This is a genomic window from Listeria goaensis, from assembly GCF_900186125.1.
GTDB lineage: Bacteria > Bacillota > Bacilli > Lactobacillales > Listeriaceae > Listeria > Listeria goaensis.
On sequence record NZ_FYBQ01000013.1, the window covers coordinates 25880 to 38411 of the forward strand.

Genomic DNA, 12532 nt, shown 5'->3' on the forward strand with positions numbered 1-12532 from the left:
GGAGGGGAGCGTCATGGAAGGCAGGCGTTATTTGCGGCTAAAAGCGCTGCTGGATTGTCTAATGGCAACAATTGCTTTGCTAGTAGTAGTCATTCCCTTTATAATACTTACTTTATTTTTAGCTTGTTATTATCGGGGGAATCCATTTTACATTTGTGAGCGTGCGGGGCTCTTTGGACGACCGTTTAAACAATATAAATTCAAATCGATGTTTGATGAAACGCCAGGAATAGAAACGGGGGAACAAAATCGGATTAGTCCAGTCGGGAAATTTCTGCGGGAGTGGAGTATTGATGAAATTCCGCAACTCATCAATATTTTAAAGGGTGATATTAGTTTTATCGGCCCGCGTCCACTTACTTGTGATTACATCGCTTTTTATAATGACAATGAAAAAAGGCGGCTTGAGGTTAAACCGGGTCTAACGGGGCTTGCACAAGTGAACGGGAGAAATACAATTAGTTGGACGGAAAAATTCAAGTTGGATGTGGCATATGTCGATCGCTTTTCCTTAAAGCTTGATATGAAAATTTTGCTTCGAACGGTCCGAGTTGTTCTCACACGAGAGGGGGTTAATCAAAATGAATCGATTACAGCAGAGCGTTTCAAAAGATGAGCGGCCATTAGTGATTATCGGGTGTGGCTCGCAAGGTCGAATGTTGCGCAATATCGTGGAACATCATAATCTAGGCTACAAATTTGTCGGCTTTTTAGACGATCAAATTACGGATTTCAGAGGAATAGACGGTGGATTTGAAGCGCCTGTTAGTTATAGTCAATCACTCCTAAGCGAAGAAGTATTTTTCATTTTAGCAATTGGGAATGTGGATGATCGGTATAACGTGGCTAAAAGGTTAACGCATATTCCAGAAAATCGCTATGCTACGATTATTCATCCGCATGCTTACGTGGATCATACTGTTGAAATTGGCTACGGGACATATATTTCCGCGAGCGTAGCGATTATGCACGGGGTAACGGTTGGCAGTCATACGAGCATTTTGACAGGGAGTGTCATTGAATACGAGTCCCAAATTGGCTCATTTGTAAACATTTCGCCGAACGCTACTTTATGCGGGAATGTTCGTGTCAACGATATCTCTTTTGTGGGTGCTGGGGCATCGATTATTCAAGGCATTACACTTGGGGAAAGAAATCTGATTGGTGCAGGTGCTACAGTGATTCATGATGTTGCTGCAGACTCCCTTGCCCTCGGTACCCCTGCGGTAGTAAAGCCGCGTAAAAAAGAAATGACACTATCCAATGTGTTTATGTAAACGAGGAGATTGTGATTCGATTGATGAGAAATAAATTAACGAATATCTTCTATGGCGTCATTATTTTCACAATGAGTATTCAAATTTTGTCGATGTTACGGACCGCGTTATTAGCTAAACAATTTGGAGTTTCGAGCGAAATGGATGCGTTCAATCTTGCGAATTTAATGATGGTCGCCATTGTGAACATTGGCGGGGCCGCAATACCTACAGTTGTCATTCCTTTTTTAACGACAATGCCAGAAAATCAAATGGCGAATGCAAAGCGGATTTTAAATTCCTATGTAGTCACGATTATGTCAGCAAGTCTATTTTTTCTTATTGTTGTCTATATAGCAGGGTTTGTTGGGATGGAACATTTTCAGTGGCAAACAAATCGTCCTTTTTATTACATGACGTATTTGCTCACCTTTATTATGGGGGCTGGTCAGCTATTTAGAATGTATTCATGGCTTCAAACTTCATATTTGGAAGTAGAAGGAAAATTTATTTGGATAAAAATTGCGGGCTTAGTTGCGGCACTTTTAAACTTCTTGTTTCTCCTATTCTTTATTACGCACTTAACGATTTATCAAGTGGCGCTTTCTGTAGCGGTTTCCTTTCTCATTGAAACTTGCGTGCTTGCCGTCTTTAACCGGAAGTGGTCCTTTCGCTTTTCCTTTGATTTTCATTCTCCTGAGTATTTGCGTTTAGTTCGGTTGACGATTCCTTCGCTTTTAGGGGCCATCATTTATCAAGTGACGATTTTACTTCCGGGGATGCTTGGCAGCTATTTTGGGACAGGCTACATTTCGACAATGACTTACGCCAATCAAATTGTAAGTATTTTTCAGGTGTTGCTCATTACGAACTTGCTTTCCATGGTATACCCCAATTTAAGCAGAAGCTTTCATGAATCAATGCAATATGGTCGCGAGAAATTTGTGCAATATTTGAAGCTGTTTTTTATGCTCGTCATGCCAGTTGTTGCGGGTATGATTGTGCTCGGGCGAGAGGTGATTGCGCTGCTATTTGAACGCGGGAATTTCGATAGCGCTTCTAGCAATCAAGTTTTCATCTTTCTGCTGTTCCTGTTGCTCGCGCTACCGTTTACTGTGTTTAAAGAGCTCACATTTAAAATATTTTACAGCATAGGTGACACTGTTACCCCGGTCGTGAATAGTACTTTAAGTATCGCGTTCCAAATTTTATTTTTGATTGTAGGTGTTTTTCAATTAGGCGTCATCACGCTCATGATTTCGCCGCTCGTTGTTGCACTTTTTGCCGCCATATTAGCGATTTTTACTTTAGTTAGAAAGCTAAGTTTTAAACGCGAATTTATTCTCATCGCTAAAGAACTAGCCAAAGCGGTAATAAATGCTGCTCTAATGGCCTGTATTGTTTATCTCGAAAAAATCACCATCGTGACCCCATCCGAAATTGTTAGTTTGCTGCTTTACATTATAACAGGTGTTGTTGTGTATGGCTTGCTTACAGTAATAACGGATTATAAATATGTGCGGGGTTTCTTGCCAAATAAAAGAAGGAGGGACTAAATGATGTCTATTAAAAGATGGATTCCACCACAGTTCAGCAAGTATTTAGCATTACAAAAAGTGCGACGGAAATTTCCAAACAACCGTATTATGTCTGGTTCCGTATCTACAGAAGTTGAATTAGGACGTGGGTGTTGGATTAACTATGATGTCCATGTTGGAAAAGGCGTGAAGCTAGGCGACTACTCATATGTTAATAAAGGCGCGATTATCGCTTCTGGTGAAATTGGCAAATATTGTTCGATTGGTGCTTACAGTTTTATTGGCTTAGATGAACATCCACTTGACCACTTTTCAACCTCTCCTTTTACGTATCAAAAAGGGGACTTGTTTGGCACGAATCAGCCGTGGAATTCTTTTTCAGCGCCGCCAATTATTGGGCATGATGTGTGGATTGGCAGTACGGCCGTTGTACTTCAAGGCGTTAAAGTTGGAACAGGCGCCGTTGTTGGAGCGGGAGCAATTGTGACAAAAGACGTGCCGCCATATGCGATTGTAGGTGGAAATCCAGCAAAAATAATTCGTTATCGCTTTCCAGAAGTGACTCGCGGGAAACTTTTAGAACAAGAATGGTGGAACGTGCCACCAGAGGAAATGCCTACTTTTATCCGAAAATTTGAAGGAGGAGATCCATGAAAGTATTATTTTTTATCTCAAGTTTCCCGAAACTGTCTGAAACCTTTATTTTGAACCAAATTACAGGGTTTATAGATAGGGGGATGGATGTTGAAATTCTTGCCTGGAATCAGGCGGTAAATGAAGCGGATCATCAGGCGGTTGCTAAGTATGATTTGCTTGCGAAAACAACTTTCATTCGCATTCCGAACAGCAAGATAAAGCGATTCCTGAAAGCCATTTTCTTATTTGGTAAATTATACCGACAAAATCGGCAAGTCGCGATTGAAACAATGAAGTGGCGCAAATATGGCCAGATGTCATCCTCGCTGCGGTTGCTCTACAGCGCATCCTACTTTTTATCCAGAGAGAAAGCGAATGCGGTCGTCGTTCATTACGGGCCAAATGGAAATATCGCCAATTTTTATAAGAATTTAGGGCTCTTGCCAGAGCGAACAATGGTGTTTTTCCACGGTCAAGACATTACCTCTTTTGTGAAAAAATGGGGAAAGGACGTTTATCGCGATTTATTTGCAAGCGAAATCAGTTTGCTCCCAATTAGCGACTATTTTGCTACAAAGTTAGTTGAATATGGTGCAAATGAAAAATGTGTTTCCGTCCATCATATGGGGATTGACACTAAGGAATTTAGTTACCAGCCGTCGAAACAACAACCAATCATCCGTTTCTTAACAATTGGAAGATTAACGGAGAAAAAAGGGATTGAAACGACTATCGAAGCAATGGCGCTTTTGAAATCCCGCCTAGATATGCCTTTCCACTTAGATATACTTGGGGACGGCGAACGAAAAGAAACGCTTTTAAAACTAATTGCTAGTTTGGACGTTCAAGATGTCGTGACGCTTCATGGCGCTAGGACACAAGAGGAGGTAAAACGCGCTGTTAAGAAAGCGACGATGGTTATCCAATTAAGTAAGACTGCTGAAAATGGTGATATGGAAGGGATTCCGATGGTGCTTATGGAAGCTATGTCTCGTGGGAAAATTGTCGTTTCAACCTATCACAGCGGTATTCCAGAGCTGATTGAAAATGGTAAAAATGGCTTTCTAGTGCCAGAGAATAATCCTATGCAAGCGGCGGATATTATCGAAACGGTGTTGAAAAACAAGCTCATTTCTTGGCCGCGAATTTCTGCATCAGCTCGCGAGACGATTACGCGCGATTTCAGTTTAGATACATGGAACGATACTTTAGTAAAACGGTGTAAAGGAGAAAAAATTTGAAGAGAAGAGATCCGAATAAAATTTTTATGTGTAGCTCTGTGCACGTTTGGTCTGACACGCGGATTTATTTTAAGGAAGCTAAATCACTTGCTGCTGCGGGCTTTCAAGTTGAGTTTTATGCACTGAACTTCGGCGGAGAAAAAGAAGAAATTCCTAATTTGATGATGCACTATCTTCCTGTTTTGTCGCGCAAAAAACGGTTTCGCCATATACAAACTTTGCTGGAAGCTTTTGCTGAATCAGACGCGAGAAATTTTCATTTCCATGACCCAGAACTCCTTTTTTTAGCCAAAAAAATAAAGAAAAAATACGGTGATGAAGTAAAAGTGGTTTATGATATGCACGAACATTTGCCGGCAGCGATTTTAACGAAGCAATGGATTCCGCGTTTTAGTCGTCCGTTTGTGTCGAAAGCTGTTGCGACTGTTGAGAAGTCCTTTTTAAAGTGGGTGGATGCGGTCGTTTTTGCGGAAATTTCGTACAAAGAAAATTATCGTGCGATGGACTTAAAAACGGTGGATGTGTTAAATTATCCCGTCATGCCACCTGAAAGAAATGAGATGGTTTCAAAAGTATTCACGCTAATTTATGTGGGTGTGTTGACGGAACAGCGCGGTTTGTTCAATATGTTGGAGCTCGCAAAAAAGCTGCGTGAGAAAGGTTGCGACAATTTTAAATTAAAATTAATTGGACCAGTTTTTACAAATGAAGAAGCATTTACGGAATTTATTATCAAGAATCAGCTTGAAAATTATGTGGAGCATTTGGACCGAATGCAGTATAAAGATATTTGGCGGCATTATTATCAGAGTCATGTTGGTTTGTGTTTGCTTCATCCGACGCCGAACAATTTAAATTCACATTCGACGAAGTTGTTTGAATATATGGCGGCCAAATTGCCAGTGGTGGCGTCTAATTTTCCAGATTTTGAACGGATTATTTCAGAAGCTGGTTGCGGCTATACGGCTGACCCATTTGACTGCGAAGAAATCGCTCACTTAGTCATCAGGTTGAAAGAAAACCGCGATGAAATTTGGGAACTAGGGCAAAATGGTTTTGAAGCCTTCCAAAAATTATATAGTTGGCAGCATGAAGCGGAAAAATTACTGACATTATACGAAAGTTTCGGGAAATCGAAAAATTGAGGTTGGGAATTTATGAATATAAAAAATATAACAGTGCGCAGTTTGCTGCAAACGGTCAGAAAAAATGTGCTGTGGATTGTGTGCATCATTTTTATCGCACAAGCTGGTGTGTGGATTTTTCAAAATTACATTCATAACGATGAATACCAAGCAGAAACATCACTGTTAATTAACGTTGAACAAAAAGAAAATAACCTTTATACGCAAGAGGGCATACGGAATAGCATTCAACTGATTACTACCTACTCTTCTGTTTTAAAAAGTAGTAAGATTATGGATTTAGTAAGCGTAGACGAAAAAATAGGTGGACAAAGCAGCAAGACGCTAGCTAATCAGTTAGTTATTAGTTCAGATCAAAACTCATTAGTTTTTCATATTTCCTACACGGATCAAAATAAGAAACAAGCGGAGCGTGTCAGTAAAGCATATGTTAAAACTGTCGAAAAAGAAATCCCAAGACTGTTTAAAGGCAGCACGGTAATTGTCCTAGAGCAACCAAGTGTTCAACTCGTTACGCAAGGTTTGTCCATGAATTTGATTGCGTTTTTTGTCAGCCTCCTGCTAGTCGCATTATTTATTATGCTTATGACTTTTACGGATAAGACGATTAAAACGAAAGAGCAAATTATGAATTTAAATATTACTTATTTAGGGGATGTCCCCGTTATGAAAGAGTAAGGAGCTACTTTATAATGGAAAAAAATTCGAACGAGAACCAGATGTCCATGAACCGTATTGTTCAGGAAAAGTTTTCAGCCATTCAAACGAATGTTCAATATATGCATAGTCAAGACGATGTGTTTCGAACGATAGCGATTACTTCTTCTAATAAAGGCGAAGGAAAAACCTTCTTTAGTACAAATTTCGCCAAGACCTACGCGAATTTTAAACAAAAAGTGCTGCTCATTGATGCGGATTTTTATTCGCCAAGTTTGACTAGGCAATATCAATTGAAGGGACGGAGCGGTCTGTCAAACGTTTTAACAGGACGTGCTACGCTACAAGATGCGATGTACCATTTTACGGACAATCTAGATATTTTAGCTGTTGGCGCGATTCCGCCAAATCCACTCGAATTGCTTCGCGTTCAGGGGCTCTCTAAACTTATTGAAGAAGCAACTAGGCTTAACTATGACTATATTATTTTTGATTGCCCACCGATTAACTTGTTTACGGACTCGCGAATTGTCGCTTCTGCGTGCGACCTAGGAATTTTAGTTGTCAATAACAATAAAACAAAAGAAGAAGAACTCGCTGTTGCCAAAAATCTGTTGGATAATTCAGGCGTGAAAGCGGTTGGAGCGGTGTTAAACAATGTTAAATACAATAAAAAGAAATACGACTACTATGGCTATTAAAAAAGCTTTTTTAGGCGCATCATTTATTTTAATTAGTCTTATTGCGGCTATTTACCCACTCATCATTGTCCCCGTTTTCATCATCAGTGTTTGCGTCATGCTCATGGATATCCCACTTAGTCGGCTGACGCATTTTTTATTCTACGTTATTTTAGTTAGCGCGATACTAGGCCCCTACTTAAGTATTCCCGGACTCGGTGGTTTGTTTTTGTTCCGTATCGCGTTACTACTCCATTTTTCTTTCTTTTTGTTTGAAAAAAAGGATTGGTCCGAGTTTTCGTTGCTGAAAATCCCGCTTATGGGTTTTGCTTTATGGATTTTAGTAGCCACTCTGACGTTGATTTGGAGCGGAGACCTCAGTTTAAGTATGCGCGCCATCTACTTTCAGCTAGAAAGTTTCTATGTGATTTTCCTTTGCGTTTATTACGTTCGAAGCATTGCTGACATTAGAAAAATGTTCATGTGGATTATGCCGCCATTTATTTTATCAGTTGGTGTCGGTTGCTATGAAATGTTAACCGGCAAGCATTTATGGTATTCCAGTTTAAAAGAAAGCGGCTATTTAGACTATCGTCCGACTGGTTTTCTTACAAATACAAATGATTTTAGTTCTTATTTATCTATCTATTTTCCAGTATTTATTTACTTGGTGCTCCAAAAAAAGACAATGTGGCGAACTTTAATCGCTTTAAGTAGCGCTATCGTTCTATTTTTGCTCGTCATCGCAACGGAATCCAGAACGGGGTTACTGGCATTTTTAATGACAGTCGTTTTCATGGTTTGGAAGCTTTACTCCAAGCAAATAGCGAGTTTTATAATGTTTGTCGGGGGATGCTTAGGCGGGATTTATTTCTTGACGATGAAGTTTTTTGAGACGCAGGAATTTAGTTACTTTTTTGGCAAGCAAACTTCGACGGATCAGCGGCTATTCATTTATGAAACAGTATTAAATGTGGCGAAGGAAAGCCATTTTTTAGGTGTCGGCATCGGTGTCATTCCGAAATTTGTTTTTGAAGCGTTGTACGGAACCGTTAATATTCCAACAGATTTGCAGCAAACGATGAGTGCGCATAATTTCTGGCTTGCCACTTTAGCTGATGTAGGAATTATTGGTTTGGGCTGTTTCGCACTCTTTTTTGGCTGGCTTTCTTTTCAAGCCATCAAGCTGTTTTTGACAGAAAAAGGGATGTTAGCAGGGTTGCCATTATGTATTATTATTGCTTTTATTGCGATTTCAATTGGTAGCAGTAGCATTTTTGAAATGCGTGTTGTTTGGCTAGGCATAGGCCTAGCGCTGGCAATCATCCATTTAAACTTAAAGGAAAAGGAGGGGAATTTATGAAAAAAAAGCTGGTTGGGCTTTACTTCAAAATGATGAGCAAAACATTCCGAGCAAGTGCCGGTGTGAGCGTTCGTTATGCGTTAAAAAAGAAGCGCGCACACGACACATTAGTTATTGTATTTAGCGCGTTTTCACGACCAGGGATTCCTGCGACTTACAATTATATGGCGACAACAAAAGAGATACCAGCTGACCGTCTTTTCATTTTAGACGACTTTGGGTACAACAAACAAGGCGGCTACTACTTGTTTCACGAGGGATCTAGGGCGCCCGAGCAAGCTGTCACTGAACTGATTGAACATGTCATGGAGCGGGAAAAATATCGCCAAATTGTTTGTGTTGGAACGAGTAAAGGGGGCTATGCAGCGCTATATTATGGCTTGAAAATGAAGGCGAATGCGGTCGTTGCTGGGGCGCCGCAATACTTCTTAGGTAACTATTTAACGGATATTCCTGAAAAGAAACCGACCTTTGAAGGTATGGTAGGGGGAAAAGAGAAATATTCTGTCGCCTATTTAAATCGCCTATTGACGGAAAAAATCAAGGAAAAACCTCGATTTCCCATCCAATTTTATGTCCACTATTCGAGAAATGAGCACACGTATGAAGAGCATATTACCGATTTAATTAAGGATTTAAAAGCGGGTGGGTACAAGGTAATTTTAGATGAGCAGAAGTATTTGAAACACCAAGAAGTGGCGTATTATTTTCCGCCATTTTTACAAAAAACGTTGAAAGAAATCGTGAAGGGGTGAAGGGGTATGGTGAAAAAAATTGGTGTATTAGGGACTTGTTTTAGTCGTAACTTCTTAAATTCTAGCACGTATTTTAATCCGGATTATAAGTCGCATTATGAAGTTGTATTTACGCAATTTCACTCCTCATTTATCGCGCTGATGACGGATTCATTTTCCTTCCCAATTGCAGACTACGAAGATATTCCTGTTGAAAAAAAGCAATTTGTTGTGACTGACTTTGAAAAGACTTTTTTTCAGGCGTTAAAAAAGGAGCGACCAGACTTTTTGCTCATCGATTTATATGCGGATGCGCTTAAGGAAACTGCTTTCGTTGGGCACAATCAGGCGATTACTATATCTCCCATCATTGAGCAAAGCGTGATTCGTAAAAATTTGCCCGTTACGAAAATTATTAGCCAAACAAATTGGCCGCTTTTTTTGGCTCACTGGACAGACGCCGTACAGCGCTTTAAGGAAGCCATTTCGCCATATTTGCGTGAGGAACAACTGGTTTTAAATCGCTGCCAACTCACAACACGTTATTTGGATGAAAAAGGGGATGTGCGATGTTATGCTAATGTGCCGAAACTTGAACAGTACAATGGGATTTGGCGCGAGCTAGATCGCTGTTTTTTAGCTATTTTTCCAAAAGCAAAGGTTGTGAATATGTTGGAAGAAAAGTATGTTGGGGATGTGCGCTACCCGTTCGGGCATTCTGTTTCGCATTATGAGTCAGGTTATTATAAAACGTTATACACTAAGTTTAAAGAAGTGACGGAGGGTGGAGGATGATAAAGTCAGTTTTATGTGTGGGTGCAACGTTTCCCGGGGCAAATAGTTTATCTTTGTTTCACGGTTTTCGTGCGCTTGGTTTCCAAGTGATGACGGTTGCGACGGATATTCCGTTTTATAAATATTCGCTTGCCGAACGTGCATATATGCGTCTAGCTGGAAAACCATATCCACATAAATATCAGCAATTTAATGATGAAATTATCCGAATTTTAAAATCGCAAACGCCACAAATCTTGTTCGTTGTAAAAGGATTGTGGGTTAGTGTGGAAACGATTGAATACGCAAAAAAACTTGGTGTAAAAACGATTCACTTCCATCCGGATTTTTTATTCGATGACCGGTACCATACTTCAAAAGTGTTAAATGATGCGATTACTGCGTATGATGTGGCTGTTACACCAAAAATGACGGAAGTTGCGAAGTATCGCCAGCATGGTTGTGCGCATGTTTTGCAAGTTCAATACGCATTTGATCCAGCTATCCATCGCCCGGTGACACTAAGTGATGCGGATAAAAGTCGTTACGGGGCAGAATTTACTTTTGTTGGGCGCATGGAAGAGCAGCGCGCCTTCTGGTTAAATGAAATGGCTAAGCAAGATTACGATTTGAAAGTGTGGGGGACAAATTGGCAGAAAATCCCCTCTAATGCGGAGTTAAGGAACTATTGTACTTTTCAAGGCGTCTATACGGAAGATATGGCTAAAGTATTTGGCGCAAGCGGTGTGGCGCTTGGTTTTTTAACACATTTATCAAGTGAACAACATACGGCTCGGACATTTGAAATTCCAGCTTGTCGTGGCTTTTTGCTAACGGAACGAACGGAAGAACAGCAAGCCTTATTTAAAGAAGGAATAGAAGCTGATTTTTTTTCAGATACAGAGGAACTGCTAGAAAAAGTCGTGTTTTATCATGCTAAGCCAGAACTAAGGGAATCAATTCGGCAAAAAGGATATGAAAAGGTGCTGCAGCTCGACGCCACTTATGCGCGCCGTATACAGGAAATCTTAGCTTTTTAACAAAAGAAAATGGTCTTGCAATTGTGTTTTTAAAGTGGTATTATGTATAAGTACGTTTTTGCGTATGTTTCACGTGGGAGGGGAAATCTTAATCCCCATTTAACCACAGCACGGACTTAAGGAGGTATGTCTCGTGGCTAAAAAAGTTATTAAAGAAGTTAAACTTCAAATTCCAGCAGGGAAAGCAAATCCTGCACCTCCAGTTGGACCTGCACTAGGTCAAGCTGGTGTTAATATCATGGGATTCTGTAAAGAGTTTAACGCTCGTACAGCCGATCAAGCTGGTCTTATCATTCCTGTTGTAATCAGTGTATTTGAAGACCGTTCGTTTACGTTCATCACGAAAACTCCACCAGCTGCAGTGTTGCTTAAAAAAGCTGCTAAAGTGGAAAAAGGTTCTGGTGAGCCTAACCGTAACAAAGTTGCAACTGTAACTCGTGCTCAAGTACAAGAAATTGCTGAGCTTAAAATGCCTGACCTAAATGCTGCAAACGTTGAGTCTGCAATGCGTATGGTTGAAGGTACAGCTCGTTCTATGGGATTCGTAGTAGAAGACTAAGAAAAAAGCAATTTGAACAATAAGGAGGAAAAGAAATGGCTAAGAAAGGTAAAAAGTATCAAGATGCTTTGAAAAAAGTAGATACAACAAAAGCGTATTCTGTTGAAGAAGCAGTAGCGCTTGCTAAAGAAATTGATTTCGCCGGTTTCGATGCAACTGTTGAAGTAGCATTTCGTCTTGGCGTAGACCCTAAAAAAGCGGACCAACAAATCCGTGGTGCCGTAGTATTACCAAACGGTACTGGTAAAACACAACGCGTTTTAGTTTTCGCTAAAGGAGAAAAAGCAAAAGAAGCTGAAGCTGCTGGCGCTGACTTCGTTGGAGATGCTGAATTTGTTGAAAAAATCAACCAAGGTTGGTTTGACTTTGATGTTATCGTAGCTACACCTGATATGATGGGGGAAGTTGGTAAATTAGGTCGTGTCTTAGGACCAAAAGGCTTAATGCCAAACCCTAAAACGGGTACAGTTACTATGGACGTAACAAAAGCTGTTAATGAAATTAAAGCTGGTAAAGTGGAATACCGTGTTGATAAAGCTGGTAACATTCACACTGCTATTGGTAAAGTTTCGTTTGACACTGATAAATTAATTGAAAACTTCCGTACTGTAAATGATGTATTACAAAAAGCGAAACCAGCTGCTGCCAAAGGTACTTACGTGAAAAACTTAAGCGTAACAACTACTTTTGGACCTGGTATCCAAGTTGATCCATCTTCTTTATAAAACGTACTTGACGACCTAACGAATCTTTGATAAGATATGATAGGCTTAAAAAGTGAATATCCTTACCGTAGACAGCAGGTACGCATTTGCGTTTAAATATGCCCGCCGAGGATTTTAGATGAACAGGACATTTTTGTCTTGTGATTTAACCCTTGCTGTTACGGTGGCAAGGGTTTTATTATGT

At 40.2% G+C, this 12532-nt stretch carries 14 protein-coding genes and 1 other annotated feature (1 of these 15 only partly in view); all 14 genes read left to right on the forward strand.

Annotated features, from left to right (window positions below):
* Positions 1–13: 13 nt before the first annotated feature.
* The 14 genes from CFT42_RS12755 (at position 14) to rplA (ending at position 12348) form a co-directional block, all read left to right on the forward strand.
* Complete coding sequence (locus tag CFT42_RS12755; protein WP_088816288.1) at positions 14–616, forward strand: sugar transferase; 603 nt, start codon at positions 14–16, stop codon at positions 614–616.
* Positions 582–1277: an acetyltransferase gene (locus tag CFT42_RS12760; RefSeq protein WP_088816289.1), complete on the forward strand. Its 696-nt coding sequence runs from the start codon at positions 582–584 to the stop codon at positions 1275–1277. The genes CFT42_RS12755 and CFT42_RS12760 overlap by 35 nt, the downstream gene beginning before the upstream one ends.
* A gap of 23 nt (positions 1278–1300) precedes the next feature.
* On the forward strand, positions 1301–2812 hold the full coding sequence (murJ, locus tag CFT42_RS12765; RefSeq protein ID WP_088816290.1) for a murein biosynthesis integral membrane protein MurJ: 1512 nt from the start codon (positions 1301–1303) through the stop codon (positions 2810–2812).
* Positions 2813–3448 carry a CatB-related O-acetyltransferase gene (locus CFT42_RS12770; protein WP_244169974.1) on the forward strand — a complete coding sequence of 212 codons (636 nt, stop codon included), beginning with the start codon at positions 2813–2815 and terminating at the stop codon, positions 3446–3448.
* Positions 3445–4671: a glycosyltransferase gene (locus CFT42_RS12775; RefSeq protein WP_088816291.1), complete on the forward strand. Its 1227-nt coding sequence runs from the start codon at positions 3445–3447 to the stop codon at positions 4669–4671. The genes CFT42_RS12770 and CFT42_RS12775 overlap by 4 nt, the downstream gene beginning before the upstream one ends.
* A complete protein-coding gene (locus CFT42_RS12780) occupies positions 4668–5816 on the forward strand; it encodes a glycosyltransferase family 4 protein (RefSeq protein ID WP_088816292.1) in 1149 nt (382 codons plus the stop codon). Before CFT42_RS12775 ends, CFT42_RS12780 begins: the two co-directional genes overlap by 4 nt.
* Before the next feature lie 12 nt (positions 5817–5828).
* Positions 5829–6494, forward strand: a complete 666-nt coding sequence (locus tag CFT42_RS12785; RefSeq protein WP_088816293.1) for a YveK family protein — start codon at positions 5829–5831, stop codon at positions 6492–6494.
* Between the two features lie 14 nt (positions 6495–6508).
* A complete protein-coding gene (locus tag CFT42_RS12790) occupies positions 6509–7174 on the forward strand; it encodes a CpsD/CapB family tyrosine-protein kinase (protein ID WP_088816294.1) in 666 nt (221 codons plus the stop codon).
* On the forward strand, positions 7131–8516 hold the full coding sequence (locus CFT42_RS12795) for an O-antigen ligase family protein (RefSeq protein WP_088816295.1): 1386 nt from the start codon (positions 7131–7133) through the stop codon (positions 8514–8516). Before CFT42_RS12790 ends, CFT42_RS12795 begins: the two co-directional genes overlap by 44 nt.
* Entirely contained in the window at positions 8513–9271 is a 759-nt protein-coding gene (locus CFT42_RS12800; RefSeq protein WP_088816296.1) for an accessory Sec system protein Asp2, read from the forward strand. Before CFT42_RS12795 ends, CFT42_RS12800 begins: the two co-directional genes overlap by 4 nt.
* Positions 9272–9277: 6 nt before the next feature.
* A complete protein-coding gene (locus tag CFT42_RS12805) occupies positions 9278–10045 on the forward strand; it encodes a DUF6270 domain-containing protein (protein ID WP_088816297.1) in 768 nt (255 codons plus the stop codon).
* Complete coding sequence (locus CFT42_RS12810) at positions 10042–11064, forward strand: CgeB family protein (protein WP_088816298.1); 1023 nt, start codon at positions 10042–10044, stop codon at positions 11062–11064. Before CFT42_RS12805 ends, CFT42_RS12810 begins: the two co-directional genes overlap by 4 nt.
* A gap of 133 nt (positions 11065–11197) precedes the next feature.
* Complete coding sequence (rplK, locus tag CFT42_RS12815; RefSeq protein WP_007471922.1) at positions 11198–11623, forward strand: 50S ribosomal protein L11; 426 nt, start codon at positions 11198–11200, stop codon at positions 11621–11623.
* Positions 11624–11658: 35 nt separating this feature from the next.
* Entirely contained in the window at positions 11659–12348 is a 690-nt protein-coding gene (rplA, locus tag CFT42_RS12820; RefSeq protein ID WP_088811006.1) for a 50S ribosomal protein L1, read from the forward strand.
* Positions 12349–12395: 47 nt separating this feature from the next.
* Positions 12396–12532 (forward strand) — a sequence feature (ribosomal protein L10 leader region); it runs 4 nt beyond the window's last position.

Excerpts from the sequence above, each read along its gene's own strand:
- CFT42_RS12755 (WP_088816288.1), top strand. The coding sequence starts at position 14 with ATGGAAGGCAGGCGTTATTTGCGGCTAAAAGCGCTGCTGGATTGTCTA.
- CFT42_RS12760 (WP_088816289.1), top strand. The coding sequence starts at position 582 with ATGAATCGATTACAGCAGAGCGTTTCAAAAGATGAGCGGCCATTAGTG.
- murJ (WP_088816290.1), top strand. The coding sequence starts at position 1,301 with ATGAGAAATAAATTAACGAATATCTTCTATGGCGTCATTATTTTCACA.
- CFT42_RS12770 (WP_244169974.1), top strand. The coding sequence starts at position 2,813 with ATGATGTCTATTAAAAGATGGATTCCACCACAGTTCAGCAAGTATTTA.
- CFT42_RS12775 (WP_088816291.1), top strand. The coding sequence starts at position 3,445 with ATGAAAGTATTATTTTTTATCTCAAGTTTCCCGAAACTGTCTGAAACC.
- CFT42_RS12785 (WP_088816293.1), top strand. The coding sequence starts at position 5,829 with ATGAATATAAAAAATATAACAGTGCGCAGTTTGCTGCAAACGGTCAGA.
- CFT42_RS12790 (WP_088816294.1), top strand. The coding sequence starts at position 6,509 with ATGGAAAAAAATTCGAACGAGAACCAGATGTCCATGAACCGTATTGTT.
- CFT42_RS12795 (WP_088816295.1), top strand. The coding sequence starts at position 7,131 with ATGTTAAATACAATAAAAAGAAATACGACTACTATGGCTATTAAAAAA.
- CFT42_RS12800 (WP_088816296.1), top strand. The coding sequence starts at position 8,513 with ATGAAAAAAAAGCTGGTTGGGCTTTACTTCAAAATGATGAGCAAAACA.
- CFT42_RS12805 (WP_088816297.1), top strand. The coding sequence starts at position 9,278 with ATGGTGAAAAAAATTGGTGTATTAGGGACTTGTTTTAGTCGTAACTTC.
- CFT42_RS12810 (WP_088816298.1), top strand. The coding sequence starts at position 10,042 with ATGATAAAGTCAGTTTTATGTGTGGGTGCAACGTTTCCCGGGGCAAAT.
- rplA (WP_088811006.1), top strand. The coding sequence starts at position 11,659 with ATGGCTAAGAAAGGTAAAAAGTATCAAGATGCTTTGAAAAAAGTAGAT.